The 23,850-nt window shown below is 65.5% G+C and carries 33 protein-coding genes; 19 read left to right on the top strand and 14 right to left on the bottom strand.

The genetic code is table 11. The features are described from left to right. Positions 1–5 precede the first annotated feature (5 nt). The 9 genes from FHT32_RS06295 to FHT32_RS06255 form a co-directional block, all read right to left on the bottom strand. Positions 6–371 carry a hypothetical protein gene (locus FHT32_RS06295; RefSeq protein WP_176663789.1) on the bottom strand — a complete coding sequence of 122 codons (366 nt, stop codon included), beginning with the start codon at positions 369–371 and terminating at the stop codon, positions 6–8. Between the two features lie 3 nt (positions 372–374). Beyond that, positions 375–1,400, bottom strand: coding sequence for a major capsid protein (locus tag FHT32_RS06290; RefSeq protein ID WP_176663788.1), 1,026 nt, complete (start codon positions 1,398–1,400; stop codon positions 375–377). 111 nt (positions 1,401–1,511) lie between these two features. Then, positions 1,512–1,898 carry a hypothetical protein gene (locus FHT32_RS06285; protein ID WP_176663787.1) on the bottom strand — a complete coding sequence of 129 codons (387 nt, stop codon included), beginning with the start codon at positions 1,896–1,898 and terminating at the stop codon, positions 1,512–1,514. Between the two features lie 40 nt (positions 1,899–1,938). Then, a complete protein-coding gene (locus tag FHT32_RS06280) occupies positions 1,939–3,270 on the bottom strand; it encodes a S49 family peptidase (protein WP_176663786.1) in 1,332 nt (443 codons plus the stop codon). A 2-nt stretch (positions 3,271–3,272) separates the two neighbouring features. Beyond that, complete coding sequence (locus FHT32_RS06275) at positions 3,273–4,940, bottom strand: phage portal protein (RefSeq protein WP_176663785.1); 1,668 nt, start codon at positions 4,938–4,940, stop codon at positions 3,273–3,275. Positions 4,941–4,947: 7 nt separating this feature from the next. Continuing rightward, a complete protein-coding gene (gene gpW, locus FHT32_RS06270) occupies positions 4,948–5,268 on the bottom strand; it encodes a gpW family head-tail joining protein (protein WP_176663784.1) in 321 nt (106 codons plus the stop codon). A 12-nt stretch (positions 5,269–5,280) separates the two neighbouring features. Beyond that, positions 5,281–7,287, bottom strand: coding sequence for a phage terminase large subunit family protein (locus FHT32_RS06265; RefSeq protein ID WP_176663783.1), 2,007 nt, complete (start codon positions 7,285–7,287; stop codon positions 5,281–5,283). A gap of 2 nt (positions 7,288–7,289) precedes the next feature. Then, the gene (locus tag FHT32_RS06260) at positions 7,290–7,916 is read right to left on the bottom strand and encodes a DUF1441 family protein (RefSeq protein WP_176663782.1); all 627 of its coding nucleotides are present in this window, start codon (positions 7,914–7,916) and stop codon (positions 7,290–7,292) included. A 151-nt stretch (positions 7,917–8,067) separates the two neighbouring features. Next, positions 8,068–8,631: a phage tail protein gene (locus FHT32_RS06255; protein ID WP_176663781.1), complete on the bottom strand. Its 564-nt coding sequence runs from the start codon at positions 8,629–8,631 to the stop codon at positions 8,068–8,070. Between FHT32_RS06255 and FHT32_RS06250 the strand changes: the two genes are divergently transcribed. Continuing rightward, positions 8,630–8,800, top strand: coding sequence for a hypothetical protein (locus FHT32_RS06250; protein ID WP_176663780.1), 171 nt, complete (start codon positions 8,630–8,632; stop codon positions 8,798–8,800). The genes FHT32_RS06255 and FHT32_RS06250 overlap by 2 nt on opposite strands. A 114-nt stretch (positions 8,801–8,914) precedes the next feature. On the opposite strand, the gene FHT32_RS06245 is transcribed toward FHT32_RS06250, so the two are convergent. The 5 genes from FHT32_RS06245 to FHT32_RS35390 all read right to left on the bottom strand — a co-directional run bounded on the left by FHT32_RS06245 (position 8,915) and on the right by FHT32_RS35390 (position 14,022). Beyond that, entirely contained in the window at positions 8,915–9,319 is a 405-nt protein-coding gene (locus FHT32_RS06245) for an antiterminator Q family protein (RefSeq protein ID WP_176663779.1), read from the bottom strand. Next, positions 9,306–9,770, bottom strand: coding sequence for a hypothetical protein (locus FHT32_RS06240; RefSeq protein WP_176663778.1), 465 nt, complete (start codon positions 9,768–9,770; stop codon positions 9,306–9,308). Before FHT32_RS06240 ends, FHT32_RS06245 begins: the two co-directional genes overlap by 14 nt. Positions 9,771–10,189: 419 nt before the next feature. Beyond that, on the bottom strand, positions 10,190–12,853 hold the full coding sequence (locus tag FHT32_RS06235; protein ID WP_176663777.1) for a VapE domain-containing protein: 2,664 nt from the start codon (positions 12,851–12,853) through the stop codon (positions 10,190–10,192). Positions 12,854–13,155: 302 nt separating this feature from the next. Continuing rightward, positions 13,156–13,626, bottom strand: a complete 471-nt coding sequence (locus FHT32_RS06230) for a phage regulatory CII family protein (protein ID WP_256098898.1) — start codon at positions 13,624–13,626, stop codon at positions 13,156–13,158. A gap of 201 nt (positions 13,627–13,827) precedes the next feature. Further along, complete coding sequence (locus tag FHT32_RS35390) at positions 13,828–14,022, bottom strand: helix-turn-helix domain-containing protein (RefSeq protein ID WP_371132153.1); 195 nt, start codon at positions 14,020–14,022, stop codon at positions 13,828–13,830. Here FHT32_RS35390 and FHT32_RS06220 point away from each other — a divergent pair. The 18 genes from FHT32_RS06220 to FHT32_RS06135 all read left to right on the top strand — a co-directional run bounded on the left by FHT32_RS06220 (position 14,015) and on the right by FHT32_RS06135 (position 23,848). Further along, a complete protein-coding gene (locus tag FHT32_RS06220; RefSeq protein ID WP_176663626.1) occupies positions 14,015–14,629 on the top strand; it encodes a hypothetical protein in 615 nt (204 codons plus the stop codon). The two genes, FHT32_RS35390 and FHT32_RS06220, sit on opposite strands and share 8 nt — an antisense overlap. A 116-nt stretch (positions 14,630–14,745) precedes the next feature. Further along, positions 14,746–15,141: a hypothetical protein gene (locus tag FHT32_RS06215; protein ID WP_176663775.1), complete on the top strand. Its 396-nt coding sequence runs from the start codon at positions 14,746–14,748 to the stop codon at positions 15,139–15,141. A gap of 26 nt (positions 15,142–15,167) precedes the next feature. Next, positions 15,168–15,443: a hypothetical protein gene (locus FHT32_RS06210; RefSeq protein ID WP_176663774.1), complete on the top strand. Its 276-nt coding sequence runs from the start codon at positions 15,168–15,170 to the stop codon at positions 15,441–15,443. After that, a complete protein-coding gene (locus FHT32_RS06205) occupies positions 15,440–15,658 on the top strand; it encodes a hypothetical protein (RefSeq protein WP_176663773.1) in 219 nt (72 codons plus the stop codon). Before FHT32_RS06210 ends, FHT32_RS06205 begins: the two co-directional genes overlap by 4 nt. Then, positions 15,655–15,942 (top strand): hypothetical protein, encoded by a 288-nt coding sequence (locus FHT32_RS06200; protein ID WP_176663772.1) that lies wholly within the window; start codon positions 15,655–15,657, stop codon positions 15,940–15,942. Before FHT32_RS06205 ends, FHT32_RS06200 begins: the two co-directional genes overlap by 4 nt. A gap of 8 nt (positions 15,943–15,950) precedes the next feature. Beyond that, positions 15,951–16,193: a hypothetical protein gene (locus FHT32_RS06195; protein ID WP_176663771.1), complete on the top strand. Its 243-nt coding sequence runs from the start codon at positions 15,951–15,953 to the stop codon at positions 16,191–16,193. Beyond that, positions 16,190–16,369: a hypothetical protein gene (locus FHT32_RS06190; protein ID WP_176663770.1), complete on the top strand. Its 180-nt coding sequence runs from the start codon at positions 16,190–16,192 to the stop codon at positions 16,367–16,369. The genes FHT32_RS06195 and FHT32_RS06190 overlap by 4 nt, the downstream gene beginning before the upstream one ends. Continuing rightward, positions 16,366–17,109, top strand: a complete 744-nt coding sequence (locus FHT32_RS06185) for an SGNH/GDSL hydrolase family protein (protein ID WP_176663769.1) — start codon at positions 16,366–16,368, stop codon at positions 17,107–17,109. The genes FHT32_RS06190 and FHT32_RS06185 overlap by 4 nt, the downstream gene beginning before the upstream one ends. Positions 17,110–17,206: 97 nt before the next feature. Further along, a complete protein-coding gene (locus FHT32_RS06180; protein WP_176663768.1) occupies positions 17,207–17,437 on the top strand; it encodes a hypothetical protein in 231 nt (76 codons plus the stop codon). Continuing rightward, complete coding sequence (locus tag FHT32_RS06175) at positions 17,434–17,817, top strand: hypothetical protein (protein ID WP_176663767.1); 384 nt, start codon at positions 17,434–17,436, stop codon at positions 17,815–17,817. Before FHT32_RS06180 ends, FHT32_RS06175 begins: the two co-directional genes overlap by 4 nt. Before the next feature lie 9 nt (positions 17,818–17,826). Then, complete coding sequence (locus tag FHT32_RS06170) at positions 17,827–18,123, top strand: hypothetical protein (protein ID WP_176663766.1); 297 nt, start codon at positions 17,827–17,829, stop codon at positions 18,121–18,123. Continuing rightward, complete coding sequence (locus FHT32_RS06165; RefSeq protein ID WP_176663765.1) at positions 18,120–18,470, top strand: hypothetical protein; 351 nt, start codon at positions 18,120–18,122, stop codon at positions 18,468–18,470. Before FHT32_RS06170 ends, FHT32_RS06165 begins: the two co-directional genes overlap by 4 nt. Next, the gene (locus FHT32_RS06160; protein ID WP_176663764.1) at positions 18,467–18,766 is read left to right on the top strand and encodes a hypothetical protein; all 300 of its coding nucleotides are present in this window, start codon (positions 18,467–18,469) and stop codon (positions 18,764–18,766) included. Before FHT32_RS06165 ends, FHT32_RS06160 begins: the two co-directional genes overlap by 4 nt. Next, a complete protein-coding gene (locus FHT32_RS06155) occupies positions 18,763–19,338 on the top strand; it encodes a hypothetical protein (RefSeq protein ID WP_176663763.1) in 576 nt (191 codons plus the stop codon). The genes FHT32_RS06160 and FHT32_RS06155 overlap by 4 nt, the downstream gene beginning before the upstream one ends. Continuing rightward, positions 19,335–20,054 carry an HNH endonuclease signature motif containing protein gene (locus FHT32_RS06150; protein ID WP_218088119.1) on the top strand — a complete coding sequence of 240 codons (720 nt, stop codon included), beginning with the start codon at positions 19,335–19,337 and terminating at the stop codon, positions 20,052–20,054. Before FHT32_RS06155 ends, FHT32_RS06150 begins: the two co-directional genes overlap by 4 nt. Then, on the top strand, positions 20,051–20,356 hold the full coding sequence (locus FHT32_RS06145; RefSeq protein WP_176663625.1) for a hypothetical protein: 306 nt from the start codon (positions 20,051–20,053) through the stop codon (positions 20,354–20,356). The genes FHT32_RS06150 and FHT32_RS06145 overlap by 4 nt, the downstream gene beginning before the upstream one ends. A gap of 4 nt (positions 20,357–20,360) precedes the next feature. Next, positions 20,361–22,829, top strand: coding sequence for a ParB/RepB/Spo0J family partition protein (locus tag FHT32_RS06140; RefSeq protein WP_176663762.1), 2,469 nt, complete (start codon positions 20,361–20,363; stop codon positions 22,827–22,829). Next, positions 22,826–23,848 carry a hypothetical protein gene (locus FHT32_RS06135; RefSeq protein ID WP_176663761.1) on the top strand — a complete coding sequence of 341 codons (1,023 nt, stop codon included), beginning with the start codon at positions 22,826–22,828 and terminating at the stop codon, positions 23,846–23,848. The genes FHT32_RS06140 and FHT32_RS06135 overlap by 4 nt, the downstream gene beginning before the upstream one ends. The last annotated feature ends 2 nt before the right edge of the window (positions 23,849–23,850 follow it).

The following is a 23,850-nucleotide window of genomic DNA, read 5'->3' as shown; positions in this document are numbered from 1 at the left end:
CGCGCCTACTCTGCGGCTTCGTCGTCGTCGGCGCCGACGCGCACGGCGAACCGCGCGTCGACCAACGGATCGAGCTCCTCGGCGGAGGCGTCGAACTCCTCGCCAGGCGGGATCTCGACGACCTTGCCGTTGCGCTCGAGTTGCACGACGCCGAGGGCCTTGGCCCGCTGCCCCCGCTTCGCCCGCGCGCCGCCGCGGCCGCGGCCGGGCTCCTTGGCGCCGGCGCTGCCACCAGCGCCAGCACCGGCACCCGTGGGAATCGCGGTTGCGTTGGTCGCGGCTGCTCCCGCGCTGCCGCCAGCGCCGGTGCCGGCACCGGCTTCGTCTGCGCCCTCACCGGCGCCCGTGGTGTTGTTGGTGGTATCGGTCATGGCTTACAGCACCTTTGCACGGAAAGTGGAGTTCGTGACCCGCGGCACCAGCAGGGGCGCCGACTGGACCATCGTGTAGATGACGCTGGGGTCTTCCTGCGGCCACATCTTGGCGAAGTACTTCACGGCCGCCAGGCTTTGCAGGTCCTGAATTGCCCCGAAGGCCTGTACACCGCGCATCGTCTGCTTCGCAACGAGCTGAACTTCATCCGGCGGGAGGTAGAACTGCGTCACGCCGTTCGGATCGGTGTAGGTCGCGTTGTAGGACCACAGACGGTATTGGCCGAACATGCCACGGTAGACCTTCTGGTCGTTGTCCAGCACGCCAGGCAGCAGACTCGGCAGCGGGCCGCCGATGGGCTGGACGTTCTTGTACAGGTCCTTGAATTCGGGGTTCTGGGACAGCGGCGCCCACACATTGGCGCCGAGCAGCACGTCCGTGACGGAACCACCTTGGTCCTGCGCCACCGTGCCCGACCAGCTGTCGAGATTGCTGACCGGCTTGCCGGTGGCAGCACTCCACAGATTTGCGCCAGCCAGCACCACGCTGTGGCCAGCGCTGCGCTGAAAGTCGACTCGCACCAGCGGATAGTCATCGCCCGCCACGTCGACGTATCCGTAGACGAGCGCCTGCGCTGCCATCCACTCGAGGCGGTTGTCGATGATGTCGATCAGCTCCTGCAGGTCTGCGGCAAGCTGGAGGTCTCGGCGCTGAGCGAGCGACAGCGATCCGCCGATGCGCTCGCCAGGCCGCCGCGTGGTGACGTTGCACGGGGTCAGCGCCATCTTGGGCTTCACGTAGGCCGGCGAGAAGCTATCGGTCGAAAAGCCGCGACGACGGATGGGGCGACCTTCTACGCAGGGAGACACGAACGGCGCGAGGCGGCGCGCCCCGCTGAGACGATCGAAACTGATGGCGGGGGTATCGAAGGTCTGCACTTCCGGGAAGAAGGTGTTCGTGAGGAACGTGGTCGGCCGATAGGTCAGGTCAATGACGTCCAGCAGCTCCTGGGGGGTATAGATGTCCATGGCTCAGTCCAAAGTGAATGGCCTGCGGGTTAGCAAGCCGAAAATGAAAAAGCCCGCTCTCTGGCGGGCCCCGAGCTCGACGAGCGAGCGATGACGAAGGAGAAGCGCGCCTTACAGCACGCGGCGCAGCTCGATCTTCTGCGGGCCGAGCGCGGCCTTGGCGGCGACGATCTGCGGGGCGGTCAGCGCCACGCCGGCGAGCTTCACGCGGTCTTGCGCGAACTCGCCTTGGCTGTAGAACTGCAGCTGGTTGCCGGTCGCCGCGTGAGCGGTGGCCTCGGCTGCCGTGAGCGTGAACGGCATGATGTACTTGGCGTTGGCCGGATCCGCCACCAGGCTGACGGTGTTGGTGGCGTCGACGCCGAGCAGGTCACCACGCGCGTACGCAACGCCGCCCGTCAGCAGCGCCTCGGTGGTTTGCACATGGTCGCCGACGATGAGGTCGTCCGGCGTGAAGACGTCGCGGGTCACGCCCGCGGCATTGCAGCAAGATTGCATGGTAGTGCTCCTGAAGTTGTGGGAGGGTGGACCTGTCGGATCAGGCCAGGGTCTGCGCTTGGCGGGCGCTCGCGACGCGCTGGGCGAGCGTCGGCTTGTCACCGCCACCGCCGCCCTGGCCGGAGGCGTCGGGGCGCACGAGCTGGACATTGCCCATCTGTTCGAGCGTGGCGGCAGCAGCCGCCGCGGCAGGATCGACTGCGGGGACCGTAGCCAACAGCTTCGCGGCCGTATCGGCAGCCATGTCGGTGCCGAGGGCGAACTCGCGCGCGGTGGCCTCGCGGCCCTTTGCCGCGTCGCAGCCGAGGATCGCGCCGATTCGCGTGCGCTCCGCGGTCGCGCCTTCACGCAGGCCTGCAGCGTGGCCTTCGGCACGGCCGGCTTCGCGCGCCTGGGCGAGCTGTTCGTTGGAGATCTCGCCAGCACTGGGCGAGGCGTTCGAGCCATTCGACATGGATTTGCCTTTCGAGAATCCGCCTTGTTTGGCGAGGGTTGCGGAAAATGCGCCGAGCGCGTCGTCGAACGACATGACCTCGTCGGCCAGTCCGATCTCGACGGCGTCGCGGCCGCGGTACAGCTGGGCTTCGGTGGAAAGCACCTGCGCTGTGGAGATGCCCCGGTTGCCGGCGACTGCCTCTGCAAACTGGGAGCGAAGTTCTTCGATATCCGCCTGGAACGCGTTACGGACCGACTCCGGCAGCGCCTCGTACGGGTTGCCATCGACCTTGTGCGCTCCGGCGTACAGAAGCGTGACCTTGATGCCCTCTTCGTCGAGCATGGCGCTGTAGTCGGCATGCGCCATCAGCACGCCAATGCTGCCGACCTCCGCCGTTTCGGACAGGATCAGCCGCTGGGCCGCACTGCCGAGCCAGTACGCAGCGCTCGCGGCGGTCTCGTTCGCGTGGGCCCAGATCGGCTTCCACGCCGCGTTGATGAGCCGAGCGAGATCTCGCACGCCAGCGACCTCGCCACCGGGGCTGTCGATGTCCAGCAGAATCCCCTTGACGCGCGGGTTTGCGAGCGCGCTCACGATCTGCGCCTGGATGCCGTCATAGCCCATGGCGCCCGAGCGGGTGCCGATGTAGCCGCTCTTGTGCATCAGGGAGCCCTGCACCGGGATCACCGCCACGCCGTCGACCACCGCATAGCTCTGGTCGGTGACGTCTGCCCCGCTCCAGGGATCGACGGCACGCGGCAGGTAGCTCTCGCACAGGGCGGCCATCCCCTTCTGATCGAGGGCCTCCCCCTTCGCGTCGACGAGGCCGGCGAAGTTGAGGCGGCCGCCGAGGGCCGAGAAGAAGATCCGGGCATAGCCGGGCTCCAGCAGCAGCGGGCGATTGAGCGCGCGGGCCGCGATATGGGCATGCTTCATGGTCAGTCCTGTTGTGCCGCCGCTGCGTCGTCGGCCGCGTTCTGCTCGGGCGTGCGAGCGGTCTTCGGTGCGCCCCCGAGGTATTCGGGCAGCGGCAAGCCACGCTCTTCGAACATCTCGCGTGTACGGACATGGCCGTCGAGCAGCCGCTCGAGGTCGTTGCCGTTCTCGGCGAGGATGTCATCCAGCGCGACCTGGTGAGTGGCTAGGCCGACCTCGTTGGCCTTCGCCTGCTTGAACTCGTCCAGCACGATCTTGCCGGCGCCGATCCAGGTGCAGCTCGTGAGCCACGCGAAGATCTGGCCCATCTGCGTGCTGTTGTCCGGCCAGTACTTCACGCCCGGCGGCGGCGCGATCGTGCCGCGCACGATGGCTTCGTCGAACCACAGCCGGAACATCAGCGTCGCGGCCTTGTCGGCGATGGCGGCGCGTTTGGCCAGGACGTACGCCCAGGCGATCTGCATCGCGGCACGAGCGCTGCTGTAGCTGGTCTTGCTGAAGTCGCCGCTGGCCTCTTCGAAGCTCATGCCCCAGCCGCGCGCGTTCTGGCGCATCAGGCCTTCCTTGAACTGCTCGTGGTTTGCCGCCTGGTTGTGCGGCTGCAGCACGCCGATCTCGTCGTCGGGATAGAGGGTCGGCAGCTTCACGCCGTTGATGTTCACGCCAGCGCTGCCGTAGAAAGCCTCCTGCGCCGCCATGCACATCTGGGTGAACTTCATCATCCCCTCTTCGTCGTCGGCGCCCATGATTTCCTTGGCGCGCTGACGGCCGAGCGGCGTCTTGATGTACATGGCGAAGGCCGTGCCGAGCTGGGACAGCTGCAGCTCCAGATCCTCCTGCATGTCCATCATCTTGAGCTTCTGTAGCGTGCTGGCCATCGCGCTGAAGCCACGAGTCTGATCGGCCTGCTCGACCTCGAAGAGGTGGATGACCTGGCGCCAACCGAACTCGTTCAGCTTGGTCACGCGATCCCACTGCCCGACCGCGGTCGACGCGAGGTAGCCGAAGTCCTGCTGGTGCTTCGTGCGGATGTGGTACGCCACAGCGGCGCCCCAGGCATCGAGCTCCACACCGGCGCGCACGCGGTTGCCGTTGGGCAGCACCTCTTCCTGGTTGTTCAGGAGCCCCTGGACGCCAGGCGTGGACACCCGCTCCGGCTCCACCGTGGTGAAACAAGTGGCGTAGCCCGACGGGGACGGCCGCCATTGGCGCACGAGGAAGCCCTCGCCCTGCACCATCTCGGTCCCGGACATCTCCCGCACAAACTGGCTGAAGGTGCGCTTGCGCTGAGCATCGATCCAGCAATCCGGATCGTCGGCCCACGCATGGAAAGCAACCTCGACCTGGCTGGCCCACGCGGCAGCGACTTTCGCAGTGATGCCCAGCAGCTTGTAGACCGGCTGCAGCTGGAGCTTGTAGCTGGCACCGACGATGCGGTCCTTCTGGTTCTGGACCGCACCGCGCGCGTAGCCGTTGTTGCGCACAAGGTCCTTCGCACGACCTTCAGCCCTCGCCTTCTCCGGCAGCATCGACCGGTCGGCGCTCTGCAGCGGCGGCTGCCAGGAACCGAGCTCGCGGCTGATGCTGTCGCTGGCCTTGTAGCTGGCCGCGCTGGGCATGGGTCTCCCTTCGGCGTCCAGGATCCGGATGCCGCTTTGCGTGTCGAGCATGGCGATCTCAGCAGCCGCAGCAGCGACGGTTTCGCGGGCCGAAGGACACGGACAGCGGGCCGCCACCGCCCAGGCCCAGCACCGCAGACGCCGCAGCGCTCGGGCAGGCGATGTTCAGACGCCGGATGTGGTCTAGCAGGTTCGGCATCGACTTCGGGTTGTACTTGACCCGCTCCTCGCCGAACTGGACCTCGACCACCTCGCGCCCGGACATCAGCGCGTTGTAGGCGTTCACGGCCGCGCACAGCATCTCCGCACACGTCGGCGTCACGCACGGCGAGGCCGAGGGCGCGGCCGCAGCCTGATCACAGGGGTTGCAGTTCGTCATGGTCTTTCGTGGTTACTCGCCGTTGATGCGTCGGCCACGCTCGCGCAGCCATTGCAGGTACTTGTCATTGCCGGTCTTGCCGACGGTGTCCTTCTCCGCCATCCGCTCGCCGAGAGCACGCCCGGCCCACTCGGGAGGCTTGGCCCAGTTGATCTTTTCGCCGCCCACCAGCGTGTAAGCGACGCGGTTGTAGCCGCACAGGTCGAAGCCCTCGTTGTTGTCGCCCTTGCGCTTCTTCACCCAGCCCGTCGCGGTCCGCGTCTCCGCCGTCAGCTCGCGGAAGAACCATTCGCCGACCCAATCAGGCAAGTTGATGGAATTCGGGCCCGGCTCTTCGCGCGCCAGACTCGCCGCCACTTCATCCTTGAAGATGTTCGGATTGATGATGTACAGCGGCACCTTGATCCGGTCATCACCGGGCTTGCCCTTGACGATCCGTTGCGCAGTACGCGAGCTCGCCCCCTTGATGAGCGCGAACCGGTCAGCACGAGACTGGCGCTTGAGCCGCAGCGCGTACGCGTACGCGTTGTTGGTCGCCTGGTCCTGGCCACCGGAGTCGCAGACGATCATCCGGCTCTGGACCTTGATGTCCTCGTTGCCGGCCACTGGATACTCGTCGTCCAGCAGCTTGTCGAGCGCGGCCCAGTCCTCGGCGTGCGTGAACGGCGAGATCTTCAACCGCTCGCCGCCATCACCGATGCGATCGCTCGACGTCAGGTTGAAGCGATCGATGATCCAGCACTGCCCCTCGACGCCCCACGCATGCACCTGGACCACGAACCGGTGCTTCTGCACGTCGACCGCCGTGGTCACGAAGCGCGCCTCGGCCGGTACGTGGCGCTGCGGCGCATAGTTGTCGGCCCGTTGCTTGAGCAGCACCGCATCCAGCCCGTCGCCCTTGGCGCTCAGCACCGTGTAAGGCCGCCCCTGGTCGGTGTTGGTCGTCGCCTTCAGCTTCTCCTGGTTGCCCGTGAGCTCGAAGTCCTTCAGGGCAGCCAGGTAGTTGTAGACCAGACTCTCCCAGCTCTGGAAAGCGGCGGCCGGCCCTTGCATCCAGTAGCTGGCGATCTTGCTTTGGTAGCTGTCGCCGAATACCTCCGCTTCACTGCGCCACCGCCCGCGCCGGTTCATCGTCTCCTTGTGCTCGGGCCCCATCACGCCCTCGCACTCCGGGCAACGCATGTGCGCCGTCCGGCTGGCCACGACCGGATCATCGATCGTGGTGTCCCATTTGAGGTTGTCCCACTCGGCCAAAAACTCTGCCCCGCAGTGCAGGCATGGCCAATACCAGCGATGCCGGTCGCCCAGGTTGTAAAGCCCGAGGACCCCATGGGTCGGCGGCGCGCCATGGCCCCGCGGCTTCCATTCCGGGTCAAGCACCTCGTGGCCGGGCGAGGACTCGATCAACGTCCTGCCACGGCTCATGAAGCTCTTCGTCCGAGTCTTCAGGAGCCCGAAGCAGTCGCCTTGCTTGTCGATGTTCAGCGGGATGCGGTCGTAGTCCGTCGCAGCCACATGCCGAATCGGCTTACCCGAGAGCTGGTTCGCGGTCGGCCAGCCAATGTTCAGCATCGCGCCGTTGCGGAATTGCTTGTCGAGCACGTTGTCCTGGTGGCCCGCTCCTACCTGCGCGCGCAGGTTCGGCGAGGCCCTCAGCGAACGCTCGACCCGACGCTTGCTGAAGTCGCGCGCCTGCTCTCGCGTGGTCTGCACGATCATCATGTCGCACGGATCGGACACGATGCTGTGAGCCATCCAGCCCAGCAGCAGCCCGTCCGTCTTTCCCGACTGCGCAGGCCCGGCGAACACAACGGCTTCCACACTACGATCCGCGAGCCGGTCCATCGGCGCCGGCATGTACGGCGTCAGCGCGGGATCCCACAGCGCGTCGTCGCCACCGGCCGCTCCCACGTGCAGGAACTGCGCTGCGCTCTCGCTCACCTTGATGCGCCGAGGCGGCTGCAGCAACGCGACCGCGTCGCGCATCACCTCCTCTGCGCTGGCAAACCCCTTCGCCATGATCAGAGCAATGGCGGCGTGAAGGCGTCGCCCCGCTTCTTGCGAGGCCGGCCGATCTTCTTCTTCGGCGGCTCCGCCTCGAGCTCATCGGGCCGATCTGCAGACGTCTGCACGGCAGGCAGTTGATCCGCAATGACTTCGCCTCCAAGCACTTCCGTCGCGCGCTTGAAGAGCCGGGTGCGCCATTGATCGACGACTTCGCCGACCGCGACGACGACGTTCCCGGGAATGCCGCTCTTACGCTCGAGCAGATCCGGTAGCGTGTCAGCGCCTTCAGTCAGCACCTTCACCAGCTTCACTGTCGCGGCGCGCACCGACTCGACAGGAATCAGCGCACCGCGCTTCTCATCGAGCACCAGCTGCGCCGAGTCCCGTTGCGTCTGCAGCAGGTCGATCTGCGCACGCTGCTTCTCCTTGGCCTCATCGCTGACGGCCTTGCCGGCGGCGGCCTGCTGGATGAGTTGCAGGTAGCCCTTCACGCTCGCAAGGAAAAGATACTGCCCGTCCTCACCTGGCGGGATCACGCCGTCGGCGGCCAGCTGCTGCACGCGCCGCTCGGTGAGCTCGAGGAACAACGCGAGCTGCGCCACCGACACGCGCCAGTCCGCAGTGCCGAGCAGTTCTTCCATCACAACCTCCGGCCCACAGGCCAACAGCCCGAAACGAAACCCGCTTCAGGCGCCACAGATAATTTCGTTTTTTTCGCGGGTCGTTTTCGTGCCCGCAGTTTTCGGAGGGGGCCCGGGAGTACCTTTTTCACAACGTTGCGGGGGTGCAACGTCACCGGAACCCGAGGCGTCGGAGTTCGAACTCCATCTCATGGGTCACGACCCGGGCCACGTTGTCGTTGATGCTCTTCATCACCGCCGGCCGGACGCGCTTACCGGCGAACATGTGCGTGATGTCGACGCCGACAACCTGCTTGATCTTCCGCGTACCAGGCACGCGCATGAAGACGCCTGTCTTCCCGCTCTTCATCGTGGCGATGAAGGCGTGGCGCAACTGACCACGACCTGCCGTCTTGCGAACCTTGAACCGCACGCCGTTCTTCTTCGTTGCCTTGGCCGCGAATTCCATCAGCGGAATGCGGTTGCGCGCACGGGCCTTCGCGAACAACACCGCCTGCAGACCCTTAGCCTGCAGCCGGACACCGAGCCGCTTGCCAACCTCGCCCGACCTCACGTTGTACTCCGACGTGATCTCACGCTTGGCCTGCGTCTGCGCCTGCTTCATCACCTTGGAAAGCCCGCGCCCGATGGCCTTGGCTCGTGCCTGCTCGCCGAACCGTGCCAGCTTGCTCCCGAGGACAGCGAACTGCTTGGTGTCGATGTCGATCTTGAGCATGAAAAAACCCGCCTCAGTTGCCTGCGGCGGGTTGGTGGTGGCATCAGCCTTACGAGCGCTTGGACTCGATCAGTGCACGCTGTGCAAGATTCTCGGCAAGCAATCGATCAGCACGCTCACGATCCAGCCGCTTTTTTCGGTCCTTCTGTTCTTGCGTGAGCGGCGATGACCGTGCGGACTTTGCACTGGAGACCTTGCGGGCCAACGTCAAACGCTGCGAGAAACCTTGGAATGCCATCGCGTGACCCATTTTTAGGACCTGACAGAAATCTATCAAAAAGAGTCATGTCGTAAAACCCCCTCGCAGGGCATCGCGCGCCGCCGCCTGCCTGGCCGCACGCTCGGTGAACCACACACCGAGCTCCCGATCGGCCGCATCGAGCAGCGCTTTTACATTCGACTCGCTGCACTCGAGCGCTCGTGCCGTCGCCTTGACTCCGATGCCACGCGCATGGACACATTGAAGGACCTGGTACAGGCTCGGCCTGGCATCCTTCAACGACTCGACGGCCTGGTCGGTCACGGATGCGTCGACCTCGTCGATCGGTATCCTGGATTGCCGGTAGCCGCCGGCGGGCTCGTTGAGGAACGCTGACTGCGATGACCAGCCGAGGCCGCCAGCCTCCCCTCGCGCCTTCCACATCGCCCAGTTCTCCAACCGGGCCTTCACCCATTCAATCCGCGCCATCGGCAACCTCACGCCCTTTCATTCGCGGACCTCCCTGCGCGCGGTCTTCCGCATGAACACCGTCGATGAAAACTCGGAACTCGGCATTGCGCCGCGGGATTGACGCCCCGACCACTTCGGCGTTCTGGACCTGGACAGTCGGAGGGTCCTCGGGCAAGCGCGGCGCTATCGCCGACTCGCCCCACATGCAGACGAATGACATGCCGTATCGCTCGACCAGCAGCGCTACGTCGGTGGTCAGCGCTACATGCCAGTACGTGCCGACCTTGATGTCCTTCTCGCACGCATAGAAGCAACCCAGCTCTCCACGAGCGCCACGACGGACCAACTCATAGGCGAGGCCGCCGATCTCTGCCGCCTTTGCCTGGATCGCGGCATAGACCGAGGGCATCTGACGCTTGATGGTCCGGATCTGTTCCACCGCCGGATCAATCTGCTTTTCTGTGGTCATGGCTGGCTCTCCATTTCACCGGACGTCCATCCGTCCATTGATTTCTACTGAGAGAAACACACACACAAGGCCCCGCGCGCGAGCGTGCAGACGTGTGCACACCTGCCTGCGCGCCGCATTGAGGGCGCGCGAGACCCGAAAGACAATGCAGCGGCCTGAACTGGCAGTTCCCCAGGAACCGGCAGCACCATGCGCTCCATGCGAAGGCTGGACGCGTGGACGTCGCTGCACACGTGCAGCGCGATCGCCCAGCCTCCGGCCACGCTTCAGATGAGCAGGACTACGTCATCGGCGCATGCAGTGACTTCCCCACTACCGCTGCGCACCTGCTGCCGCGAATCTCGCCTCCCGCAGCTGGTGCCTCACGGCGTGTTTCTTGCGCCATGACCTTTTCCGCTGTTGCCCACAGCGATCGCTGGTCAGAAAGGCGCATCGTCACGGCCTCCATAGGGATCGTCCGCCGGTGCAGGCGGATCTCCCCGTTCATCGTCATTGCCAGAGGGACCATTGCCCCCCGACTCTTCGTCCTCGTCGACCGGTGGCCAGACCTCCGGCCTTGCGTACCCCCAAGGGCGAGATCCGCCCGGCACTGCAGGCTTGCCCGCACGCGCGCGCTGCCAACCGTTTTCCACGAGCCAGTCGCGGATCTGGGTCTCCAGCAGCGCCGTCGACTTCGCCGGGTCTGCGCCCAGGGCCGCGGTCATCTGCGCGATGGTCACGAAGGTGGTGTGCTGGCTGAGCTCGCTCGTCAAGCGTCCTTCCGTGCGCGCGGCGCCCTCGCGTGTCAGCAAGTCGTAGAGCTTGGACTGCACCGAGGTTTCCACCAGGCGCTTTTCCTGCTCGGGCTTGAAGTACAGCCGCTCCTCCTCGTGCGTCGGGAAGATTCGCTCGCCGGCCTGCAGCATGACCAGGGCTTCCGCAAAGAGTTGGCCTCGCCACTTTCGCAGCCACTCGATGTTCAGCGGCTGATAGACCCACACGGGCCAGAAGCGTCGGTTGCCGGTCAAGTCGTAGAGGTATTGCCTCTTGTTCGTCGTACACCAGATCACGCACTGGCGAGGGTGGTCGGTGACGTAGCGCCCGTAGGCGCCGCGGTACCGGTCCTTGCGCGTGCTGAAGAACTGCTTCACCGACTCGCTGTCAGCCCGCCGAAATGCGGTCATCTCGGAGAGCTCGTAGGCGATGATCCCGCTCAGCTGCTCGAAGCCATCCTTGCCGGCGCCGATGTCGAAATGGGTGTCGCTGAAGAAGGCCTCGCCCACCAGCGTCTCCGGCAAGGTCGACTTGCCCATGCCGGTCTTGCCCTCGAGCACGATCGAATAGTCGAACTTGCAGCCAGGCCGCATCACCCGGGCCACATGACCCAGTAGGATGAAGTGACCGACCATCTCGAGGTAGATCCGCTCCCTCTCCGGCAGCGCGGCGACATCGCGCCCGAGAACATGGATCAACCACTTCCGGGTGCGCGGCTTCTCGTCCCACTTTTGCGTCTGCACCCAGTCGCGAAACGGGTGGAAGTGGTTCTCGTCGGCGACCGTCTCGATCGCTTCGGACAGCGCCCCACGCGAGGCCGCCTTGATCCTGTACTTCTGCGTCAACCAGTCGCCGAGCCGAAGATCATCGGCATCGGTCATCGGCGCGGCATCCTGGCGCCAAGGCCACGGCCGCTGCGTGCTCGGCGTGCTGCGGAGATCGTCGTATCCCACGACGCCGGCCAATGCCGGCGCTTTTCTCAGCGCGGCGATCACCATATGGCGGTTGACGCCCAGCTCCCACGTCTTGCACTTGGCCTGCTTGCAGATGAAGTCCAGGTAGCCCTGGAATGCGTCTTCGCCCTGGTCTTCTGCAGCTTCTTCATCGCGCCCGCCACTTGCCGACGCCTTCTCGTCGATCGGCGGGGACGTCGGCGAGGGCGTGTCGTCGACCAGGTCCGGCAACGGCTGCGCACGCGCGAAGAACTCGAGCACGCGGGTTCCGTCCCAGCCGTCGACCTCGATGGCATCGCGACAGTCCCAGCCATCCTCCACCTCGCCAGGCTCCGGAATGGGAAGGATGGAAACCGCCGCCTGATGGGCATCGCGCAGGTGGACGCCGATACCCAGCATCGCAGACATGCCCGGCTGCTTTCTTGCCGGCAGCAGCGGCTTGGACGCCTTGAGCTCCTCCAGGGCCGCATCGTCGGCGCAGGCCTGGCGCTCCTTCGGTGTCGGCAACTCGCGCTTCGCATCACAGTCGGGCCACAGCACGACCGTGCAGCCCTTGAGATATACCCACGACGCCTTTTTCCAGGCCTTGCTACCGCCCGGCCAACTGACGACGCAGTACACACCGGGGGCATGTCGATCGAGCAGCGCCTGCAGCACTTCGGCCTTTATCTCCCCCTCGACCAAGATGACGGTGCGCCCTTCGGGATGCTGACGGCCAGGGTAGTACAGCGGTCGAGGTACATCCCACTGGCGCCAGTGCCACTTCGACCCGCCATCGCGCGAGCTCGTGCACCAGGTATACGGCAGGGTCTCTTTGCCGCCGCCGCTTGTGCGAAAGCGAACGACGAAACCCAGCAGGTGCTCGCCGACGTAGTACGCCGCCTTGTGGATGATGTCCTCCACCTTGCGCTCGTAATGCCAGAACGTCGGTTGCGGCGCGACGGCCGGCACGGGAATGACCGTGGTCCATTTCTCGGACTCTTTTGGCCGCGGCGCCGGCGCCGGCGGCCGAGGTGGCGGCGGAGGCGCTTCGCCCCCTCTGCGCGCGACGATGCCGGCCACGTCCTCAAGTCCTTCGGATCGCGCGAGCTGCAGCGCAGCCTGCCCGTTGTCGAGCATGTGGATCGCTGCATACAGGCTGATCAGATCCCCGCCTCGGTCGCGGTCATCGCCGGCAAAGTCGGCCCACGCGCCGGTCGTCAGGTTGACCGAGCAGCTGTTGCCACTTCCCCCCGCGAGCGAACCACAGACGTACTCATCGCCTTTGCGAGTGCCACCCGGCAGCCACTGTGCAACCAGATCTGCCGCGCGGGCGAGCAGCGCCCTACCCAGCGCCCCGAAATTGATATCAGGCAGCTTCTTCGATTGGTCGGCCATCTTCTAGACCGCCGCCGCTGGCCAGGATGCGATCGCGTCGCGCAAAGAGCACGATGAGCGGGAGGCCGCAGCGTGCCGACCGCACGGGCTGTATTCCTTCACCGGCTTGTGCCGGTAGTCGACCTCTCGATCACGCACGGGCTCAAGCACCCCTGCCCTGCGCATGTTGTCAACCGTGCGACGCGCGGCCGAATAACCGACACGTGCGTGATGAGCCAGCTCGAGGAGCGTTGGTGCGCGCTCGGGCGTCGTCAGGACGACCGCCGCATTCCAAAGGGCCTCACGGACTTCCCCCACTGGCCTCATGTCGCACTCCGCGGTTTCCCCGCCTGGTTGCGCCTGGTCGCCGCGGCCATAAGCGCGTTGATGGCGCTGATCGCCTGCCCCGCTTCTGTCTGCAGCTTCTTCAGCTCGTTGTCGGAGACCCATCCGTCATCCGCCAGGGACGAGCAGGTGGTCGACACGAGCTCGCTGTACTCCCGCGACGAGTCGGCCAGCGCGCGCATGCAGTCGTCACCCTCGACGTCCAGCATCTCCGGTAGCGGGATCGACATGCGTCCGCAGGTCGCATTGAATGCGTCCAGGATGCGGAAGTCCCGGGTGCGCAGCGTTATCTTCACTGCGTCGAGCAGGCCGAGCTTGGCGCTTCCGACGCCCGCCACCTCGGCATTGAGCGTGTTGTGATTCTTCCCGATCAGGGGTGCAAGCTGCACCACGCCGCCTTCGTAGTCATGCGCCACGTTGAACGCGGCGACCTTCACATCCATGGCCATTACGACGGCTCTCTTTCGTAGTTACTGACAGTCATGCTGCGGCGCGGGAGACTGCCGCCATGACAAAAACACAAAGACCCCGCCGCCTCGGCGCACCCAACACCGCGCGCCTTCCCGCGCGCGGCGAAGGAGGAGGGATTGCCGAAAGGGAAAGCGCGCCGACGTCTGCGGCGGCGGGGGAAAACTGGGAGGCGCGTCGGCTCACGTTGTCGCCTCTGCCCTCTCGTCCGAAGAGGACGCCTCCAAAGACCTCTCGAGCTCCTGCAGCTTCCAGACATCGTCGGCAGCTGCAGGAACTGCTCCGTTCTCCCAGCGCGAGATTCGCGACTGGGAGACGCCAGCCCTACGGGCAATCTCGGAACCGGAAAGCCCTCGGTGCCGAAGCCGCTTGATCATTTCCGTGGTCTTGCTCATGGCCAGCATTATGCATGTTTGCCTAACCACTGACGCGATTTCGCATTACTCAATGCTGCATAGTCGTTTCATGAACGGCAGGCAGCTTCTGAAGGCGTTGATGAGTGCAGCGGGAGAGAATCCGAACTCTCTCGCGGACACGCTCGGCGCTCGGACTCTGCAGTCGCAAATTGCTCGCTTCATCGACGGACGCACCCAGAACCCGCGCTGGGCCACCCTAGAGCCTGTGGCCAAGCACTACGGCGTCAAGGTCGAGGCGTTCCTCGATGACGAGGCCGCGGAAGCCGTTGCTATTGCTCGCGGATTCTTGAACGCGGAGTCGGGCCAAGGGGGAGTAGGAGCAGCATCGCCCGCCCCGACGCCCATACGAACGACTGCCCGCCCTCTATCTGTCCACGAGCTGGTGCTTCAGCTCGGCAAGGCATTGACACCCTTCGACCTTCCTGCACGAAAAGCTGTCGCCTCCCTCTTGGCAGACATGGCCATGACGCCAGAAGACGCCCCGCGCGCAGCCGATCGCATTGATCGCCTGCTGGGAGAGCCGGGAAACGACCTTCAGCCACGATCCTCCAGTTCCAGCGGAGGCTAAATTTCTACGATGCCGCGTCGTTGAACCGATGCAACGACTGATCTTATGCAAATTTGCTTTGACTTGACTTAGGCATCTTTGCATAATCGGCCCCGTCATCACAGACGGAGGCCGAAATGGTCATTCCCTTCCCCGCCGCACCAGCGGCGCCCGTGCCGATCGGCACTCTGCTCGCCAGGTGCATCGGCTTCCTCGAAGCTTTCGAGGACGATCCCGAGCAATGCGTCAAGCCGTTGCTCGGACAACTGCGCCGTGCCAATGCGGATGGCCTGCAGGTGCTGCTCGTGCCGAACATCGGCCGGGTCTTTGCCCACCCGCACGGCGAATACACGATCGCGTATCACGGCCACAGCGATGAGCTCGCTTTCCTCACCGATCGACGGCACGGCGAAGATGTAAAGGGCCGCTACTACTGGAGCGCTCGCCGCTACGACGACACCGGGCGCCTTTGGCGCACATCCGGACTCGGGGTCGTGGACGACTTCGGCAACCTGGTTGAGGTGCTTGTATGAGAAGCACCACGCTCCTGAGCCGAGACGTGCTGCTCTCCATCGAGGTCAAGAGGCCCAGCGTTGGCCAGTCCACGACCTCGGTGCGTGTCCGCCGTCCTTATGCGTCCGACTACACCACCGTCCAGGTCGACACCACGAAACTCCGCGAGCTCGAGGCCAGTGCAGCGGCGCGCGCACTGGCCCTCGCTCGACGCGTAGCGCGGCTCAACCCGATGGCGGGAGCGATCGGCGCAGGCATGCTGGCATCACTCGTGGAAGAAGCCCGCGCCACCCTCAGCGGCTTCGGAGGCGATGCGCCGTGAGCGTCACAAATCACACCCCGGGCCGCCAGTGCGACGAGTGCGAGGGCTTTTGCCTTCGTCTCGCCACCATCGACGAGGCAAACACCGCGCTGGCCGTTGCGTACACGCACCAAGGCCGTCTCCAGGCCTGTGAAGCCTTGATCAAGGCCGGCCAGGCCGAAGCCAAGCGTCTTCGCGCCCTGATCGCTGCGAAGAGGAACGGAGCCGCAGCATGACCGCCGCCGCTCAGCACACGCCGGGGGCGAAGGTGGATCTGATCCAGTGCCTCAAGTGCCAGCAGTTCTGGCACGGCATCTTCGAAACTGAAGACTGCCCACATTGCACGCCCGCTTCGTTTGGGCTACTGGCCGCGCTTCAGAGCCTGCCGACTTATCGCCCCGTCTGTCTTGCGTTCGGCGTGACCATGCACCGCGACGTGACGCCGAACGATGCAGGATGGATCAGGCGCGAAGACTTGTTGGCCGCCCTCGCCAAGGCCCAGGAAGGCGGTGCAACGTGATAGGGCACGTGCCGAAGCCCAGCGGCGGCTACACGGTCCAGGCACTCGCCCGCGCGTGGCACGCAGGCTATTGCGGCCAGTCCTACCCGGGAAGCGAGGGGGACCGGATCGCAAGGCGCGCCTATGCCGAAGGGCAGGAGGACCGCGCCGACCGCACCCGGACACGCATCACCTTCCTGATGGTCTTTGTGGTCGAGCTCATTCTCATCGGGCTGATCGTCTGGACCCTCAAAGACGGAGGCGCCCTTTGAGCCGCCCCATCGCTGGCGACGGCGTGAGCTGGCTGCTCGACGCCCTCTCTCTGCTCGCCAACCTCTTCGCCGACTCCACGACCGCACAGCAGGACGCAACAGACGCGCCCAGCTCGTCGGCCGCCGCCTCCAACGAACCGGCCGCGGAGCACGCGGCCATGAAAGGCCCGCGATGAACAAGCACGTCTTCCAACTGGCGGCCATGGCCGCAGCCGCTTCGCTGGTTGCATGCGGCGGTGGGGGCAGCGGCGGTGGTGGCGGCATGGGCGGCCTGCCGCTGCTCGCGGCCATACCGCTTTCGGCACCTGCGCCCGCGCCCGCCCCTGCAGCAGCACCGATGCCAGCGCCTGCCCCTGCCGCGCCCTCCTACTTCGAATCCTCCCGCAAGGACTGCTCGATCACCTTCTACGGCGACTCGGTCTTTGACGGCTTCAACGCGATCAGCCACCTCGACGAGTTCCCTGCAGATACGTTGAGGCGCATGCGGCCGAAGTACCGGGTCGTGAGCCGGACGGTGTCGGCGGACTCGTTCCAGCGGCGCATGCCGCTGTTCGCGAATCAGACCGTCGACACCAGGTTCGTCTCGTTCGAACTCGGCCTGGTGGATGCGATCAACGGCTATCCGTTGGATCAGAACGCGCGCGGCATCGTGCAGCGCGGTATCGCCCTCAACGCCACGGTGGTGCTGACGGGCATCGGGCGCACCGAGGAGCACGTGCCGAGGGCCGACGACTACGACGCGCGCCTGCAGGTGATCGCCAAGGAAGAACGCGCCCTCTTCGCCGACATCCGCGCGATCCAGATCCACGACGGCGACACCGTCGATCGCGTGCACCCAACACAGGCCCTCTCGAACCTGCTCATCGGGAAGCTGGTGGCCACCCTCGACTCCGCTGCACCGGAGTGCAAGCCATGAGCCGCGGTCGCGCACTCGCCCAGACCGGCTTTGCGCTGCTCATGTTCCTGCTGTTTGTGCTGCTCCCGTCGATCGCCTACATGCTCGGAGGCCCGCAATGAAGCGCCCGATGCTGCGGGAGGAACTTGACCAGCTGGTGGAACGGCACGAGGAGCTGACCAGGTCGACGCGCACGCTCTACGGCCTTGTACCCAGCGACGAGCAGGCTTCCACGCCCTTCGACTGGCTCTGCGCTGCCGGCGCGCGCGCAATCGAGCTCCTCGCCCTGGCAGTCCTGCTCGTGGTGCTGGTGTCGCTGGCCACCGGCGCCGGAGGGCCAACGCCATGACTGCAGCTGCCGTGCAGACGTCTGCACAGCCTGCTGAGCCCGACATGTTCGGCGAGCAACCCAGTGGCGCCCAGCCGCATGAAGGCCTGATCTTCGAACTGCACGGGACCATGGCTGCAGCCGCCGAGGTGCGCGTAAAGATGCCTCGCGACGGCATACACGCGCGCCCGGTCTTGTGCATGGAGGTCCGGCCCGCTCATGGCGGACGCGGACGCACCCTGCACGCCGAGCAGGTCTACCCCGAAAACGGCCGCGAGGCCGCAGAAGCGAAGGCCGCCATTCTGAAGAAGGGCGTCCCCGTCACCCTGCTCACGAGCCTCAAGGACATGCGCACGATCCTGCCGCATGTCCAGGCCGTCGAGCTCACCTCCTCCAACTGAAAGGCTCGAATGACCAACACCACCTCGCGCGCCCCGTACACCAGGCAAGCGCCGCCTTCCTTCGACAAGCACACCCCGAAGTCCGTCATCGTGTACGGACCGCCTGGATGCGGCAAGACGCGGAACGCCAAGAAGCTCCTCAAAGGCTTCGGGCTCAATCGGGTGGAGGACTGCTGGGACGGCAAGCATCTTGAAACCGTCGGCGTTCTGTACCTCACCAACGAGGTGCCGGCACGCTTCTCCAGTTCCCGCCGCGCGTTCACGCTCAAAGAGGCGCTCGCTCATGTGCGGAGAACCGCTCGATGAGCAACGTCACGATCACCTTCGTCGACCTCGGCGGCGGCAATGTCAGCGTCCGCACTGACGCCGACCGGCCTGTCGTTGGTCGAGGCGTCACGCCCGCCGAAGCCCTTGCGATGGAGTTTTTGGGGACCGCATTCAGGCGAGGTGCGGAGGTGCGATACGACGCCCAATCGGTGCCGACCATCGCGTTGGCTCTCGACCTGCTCGACGCGGACGGCCTGGGCCACGCCGTGCCCGGCGAGGTTCGTGCCCGAGCCAGCCGTGCCCTTGGCCGCGAAGTCGGCACACCGTCCTCCGGCAAGGGCATGAACATCTATCGTGTGCATCGCACGCCCACGAGACCCGTATGAGTGCGCTTTGGCTCTTCGTCGGCACCTTCGGCCTGGTGTTCGCGCTCGGCCTGCAGAGCCAGCTCGTGAACAACGGTCATTTCGTCGCGGCGTTCCTGAACAGCGGCGCGATCGGTGTTTGCAACCTGGTGCTTTTCAAGCTCGCGCCCGACGCGACCGGCATTGAGATCGCCGCCTATCTGGCAGGCGGGCCGTTGGGCATCGTGGCCAGCATGTGGGTCTATCGTCGTACGCGCGACGTGCTGCAGGACCTCGCAGATCTCGGCCGGTCGATCTCCGGGAGCGCCAGGCCATGAACGACAGATATGCCACACAGCGCATTCCCTACGCGCGCCCGGCGGGCACCGTTCATCCGGCCGAGGTGTACGACGGCGCAGAACTGCGTGCGACCTGCCCGCGCGCCGGCGCCTACGACGCGATGCGCCTGCCCAGCAGGCTCAACGGTCGCACGACGACCCCGCCGCCGATCGTGCCTACCACCGCCGCGCATCGGACCGTCACAGCGCGGGCGAGGATCAGCGTCTCCGAATCGACCGAAGCCATCGAGCAGACGGCCGAGGTGTTCGAAACGCCGCCCGAGCTGGCGCCAATCGTGGGAGTCAACGGTTACACGCCGCGCGCCGGCAGTCTCGCCGAGTTGGTCATCCAGGACCTGCGCACGATGCCAGCCAGTGTCGCCTACACGTGCGAGGAGGTAGAGGCGATCTTCGGCGCACCCCGCCAGTCGGTGGACAAGCGCCTGGAGAGCTGCATCGAGGCCGGGCTGCTCGTACGAGTCCGCAAGGGCCGGTACTACGCATACACCCTGCCCGTCGCTACAGCCGTGTCGCAGGCCTCGGACCCACCCACTCATGCGAGCGCGCCATGACGAAGTCGCGGAACATCAACCGCCCGAAGACGCGCTGGACGCCCGTGATGCTGGAGCTGCTCAAGCAGTGGTATCCGAACATGACCGGCGAAGTCGTCGCGGGCGCCCTGCAGATCCCCATGGGGGCCGTCTACAGGATGGCCAAGAAGCTCGGCCTGCGCAAGTCCGCGGAGTTCCTGGCCAGCGACATGGCCGGCCGGATCCAGCGGGGCAAGCAAGACGCCAGGATGATCGCCAATCGCTTTCAGCCTGGGCAGGTCCCCGCGAACAAGGGCAAGCACATGCCCACGCGCGGCAGGATGGCAGAGACCCAGTTCAAGCCAGGCCAAGCGCCCCATACCACGCTCCCGGTCGGCAGCTACCGGCGGGTTCGTGGCGGCAGCAGGAATCCGCATCTGGTGCTCGAGCAGAAGATGAACGAACTGCCGGGCCCCAACCACGTGCGGTGGCATCCCGTCCATCGCCTGGTCTGGATCGCAGCGAACGGCCCGGTTCCCGAGGGCCACATCGTCGTTTTCCGGAAGGGCATGCGCACCACCGTGCTCGAGGAAATCACGCTCGATCGCCTCGAGTGCATTTCCCGCGCCGAGAACGCACGGCGCAACCACCCCGGCAACAGATCACCCGAGCTGCGAAAGCTCATCCAGCTGAAGGGCGCCATTACGCGCCAGGTCAACCGCATCACCCGCGAACACAAGGAAAGGTCGGCGCCATGAGCACGCCCCATATCACGCAGCTGCGCACCCAGCTGCTCGACACCCTCGCAGATCTCCGCAACCGCGAGAAGCCAATGGACCCCGATCGGGCCCGCGCGATCGCGCAAGTGGCTTCGGTGCTGGTCGACAGCGCCAAGGTCGAGGTCGACTACCTGAAGGTCACCGACCAGCTCACCTCCCCGTTCCTGGGGCCCGCCGAGACCGCTCCTCAAGCGGCGATCGAGCACTCCTCGTCCACGTCCCGCCTCGAAGGGCCGGGCAACGGCATTACCGCGATCACTCGCCACACCCTCCAAGGATGAAAACATGTCTCTGAAAGAATTCGCTTCTGACACCGGCGACGCGATTGCCGAAACCACGACGGTCGACGAACCGCAGTTCGCCATGCTGCAGCTGGCGATGGTCGTCACCAGCCGTACCAACCCGCGCAAGCACTTCGACCAGGCCAAGCTGCAGGAGCTCGCCGAAGGCATCAAGGCCAGCGGCGTGCATCAGCCGGTCCTGGTTCGCTTGCTGCCTGCTGATCGGCTGCAGGAGACCTTCGCCGACCGCCGGAGGGGCGATCCCCTTCCCTCGCACGAGATCGTCGCCGGAGAACGGCGCTACCGGGCAAGCAAGCTGGCAGGTGTCAGCACGATCCCGGCCATGATCCGCCAGCTCACCGACGACCAGGTGCGCGAGATCCAGCTGATCGAAAACCTGCAGCGCGAAGATCTCAGCGCGCTTGAGGAGGCCGAAGGCTTTCGGGACCTGATGGAGCACAGCCACCTTTCGGCCGAAGAGGTCGGCAACAAGGTCAAAAAGAGCAAGGCCTACGTGTACGCGCGAGTCAAGCTGCTCGAGCTGATCCCCGAGGCCAAGGAAGCGCTCGAGACCCGCCAGATCGACCACAGTATCGCGCTCCCTATTGCCCGGATCCCGGTCGCCAAGCTGCAGAAGAAGGCGCTGACCGAAGCGCTGAAGCGCGACTACCAGGGCGAACCGACATACTCGGTACGGGCCTTCGAGCAATGGGTCCGCGAGAACGTCATGCTCGATTTGGGCAAGGCTGCCTTCAACATCAAGGACGAATCGCTGCATGCCACTGCGGGGAGCTGCAAAGCCTGTCCCAAACGCACTGGCGCAAACCCCGAGCTGTTCGCCGACGTCAAGAGTGCAGACATCTGCACGGACCCCGTTTGCTTCGATGCGAAGACCGAAGTTCATCGCGGCCGACTGGTCGCGAAGGCAGAAGCGAAGGGCTTCACTGTGATCGAGGGCAAAGCAGCCAAGGAGATCGTCAGCCCGCACAGCTGGCAGGGGCTGAAGGGCTACAGCCGTCTGGACCAGAAGCGCACGGACATTGATGAGAGCGGCCCGTCCTTGCGCAAGCTGCTCGGAGCGGACGCCCCGTCGCCGGTGCTGATCGAGAACCCGTACACAAAGGAACTGATCGAGGCAGTTCCTACCGCCGAAGCGGAAGCGGTGCTCGTGACCAAGGGCGCCATCGCGAAAGACGAAACGCAGAGCGCCGTCAAGCTCGAACGTCAGATCGAGAACCTCAAGCAGGAGGCAAAGACCAGGAGCGAAAAAGCGGGCCGTCGCGCGATGTTCGAGACGATCAAGGAAGCCGTGCGTACCGAAGCTGATGAAGCAGTGTCAGCCCTCATCACGGCCGACCTGGTGCGCACGTGGCTCGTGCGCCAGATCACCGATTTCGACGCCGGGGAAACGCTGGTCGAAGTGTTGAATCTGCAAGTCGATGGCGACGACTACGGCGCAAAGAACGAAGCAGCCATTGCTGCGCTCCAGCGCGCGAGCGATCCCAACGTGTGGCGCGCGTTGGTGCTCTTCATGGCCGCAGATGAGCGCGAGTACTACCCCTACGGCAGGGGCGACGCGCTGGCGACGCCAGCTCTCAATGCGATCGCGACGGTGGCCGGCCTGGATCTCGCGGCGGCGCGCGAGAAAGCGATCGCCGAGCAGAAGCTGCAGCTGCGCAACCAGATCTCCAGGCTGAAGGCAGCCGCAGCCCCGAAGGCTGCGAAAGAGCCGAAGCTCGCAACGGCGCAGAAAGCAAAAAAATCGACCGCTCCGCCTGCGGCGCAAGCTACACGCGCCGGAAAGTCTTCGGCCGAGGAAGTCCAGGCACAGATCGCCGAGAAGCTGCGCGCTTTGGATGGCGAAACGCCCGAAGACTCAGTAGAGAGCGCATCGGCCAGTGGCACCGAAGACCAGAACCAGGCGCCTACCGGCGCGAATGAAGAGGAAGGCGCGGCACCTACCGCGCCGGCCGCTCCCTTGCCGGCGGTCGGTGACCGTGTTGCGGTGATCGACAGCAAGTACAGCCAGTTCGAGCTCGAGGGTGAGGTCACGCACGTGCTGGCGAAGGGCAAGGTGCGTGTGGCGTTCGGAGTCAGTGCCGATGCGGTCCTGCCGAACACAGCCCTCCGCGTGCTGGCCAAGGCGCTTTGGCCGTTCCCGATCGAGTCGCGCCAGGCCGACCCGTCGACCTCGGCGACGCCGGCGTCGGCAGCACCCGCGGCCGCTCACGCAGGCGCGCTCTGGCCGTTCCCAACGGATGCGAAAGCCGTCACGAAGCCCGCGCTCAAGGCCGGGGACCGCGTGAAGGTTCGCGCAGCCCTCAGCGGCTATGCGGCCGAGCACCACAACAAGGAAGGCACCCTGAAGGCGCCCGTCGACGGTACGACGAAATGGGCCGTGAATCTGGCCAGGCCGAAGAAGGCGCCCAAGATTGTCGAACTCGAGGCCGACGTGCTGGAGGTGCTGGCATGAGCACGCAGATCACGCTCAGGCAAGCAGAGGCGTTGCTGGCCTTCTTCGGGGGCCAGGACGCCGAGGTGACGATTGCAGCGGAGTCCCCCGGTCTCTCCCCGGGCCTCTACGCATGGCTGACCGAGCATCCCGATGAGGGCGCTCAATATCTAGGTCCGACCGAAGTCGACGACGATCTAGCGGACCAGGAGCGCCCGCCGACACCGGCAGTCCAGCCCAACTCGGTCACCCAGGCGTGGGTACTCCTGCAGGCTCTTGTCGAGGCCGTGCGCGTCTTCAGGAACGAGGCTGCCCTCGCGAGGCTCGGAGGCCTGCGCGGCACTCGCGGCTACATCGGTCTGTGCCAAGCCTGGGATGACGCTCGCGACTGGCTCGAGGCCGCGCCTGCACCGGCACACCCCATTGGCGAAGTAGTCGTCTCCACGTCGCTGACGGGCGAAGATGGCCTCCAGATGATCAAGTGGGCCGCCGATGCTCCGCCGATCACGCTCGGCATGAAGCTCTATGCGTCGGCCAATGAGGCACAGCCGAACGAGTGGAAGGAGGCCGTCCTGGATGCTCTGGCTGCGTGGCCTGGAATGGACTTTGCCCAAGACACACCGCCTCGCAAGATCGTCGAGGCAGCGCTGGAGATGGAGTGGCATGCCGCACGGGATCTGACGGCACCCGGACAGCCCGTCCGAAACGTACTGACGGCCGCCGCACGCGACGTGCTGGCCGAGCGGCAACGCCAGGTCGGCCTGGAGGGCTTTACACCAGAGCACGACGACGAGCATGACGCCGGCGAACTGGCTTCGGCTGCTTGCGCTTACGCTTTGACCGCTGCGGACAAGCTCTCGCCCTACTCACAGGGCGACGGCAACTATGAGGCCATCCATCCGAGCGCCTGGCCGTGGGCCAGCGAGTGGTGGAAGCCTGGCACGGCCCGGCGGATGCTGGAAAAGGCCGGCGCGCTGATCATCGGCGAGATGGATCGCATCGATCGCGCCGCTGGCAACTCGGCCACGAAAGGAGAGTAGCC

It is taken from the genome of Variovorax sp. SG517 (assembly GCF_013376045.1).
In the GTDB taxonomy this organism is placed as follows: domain Bacteria; phylum Pseudomonadota; class Gammaproteobacteria; order Burkholderiales; family Burkholderiaceae_C; genus Variovorax.
The sequence above is the reverse complement of the archived record's forward strand: the minus strand, read 5'-3'. Positions and strand labels throughout refer to the sequence as shown.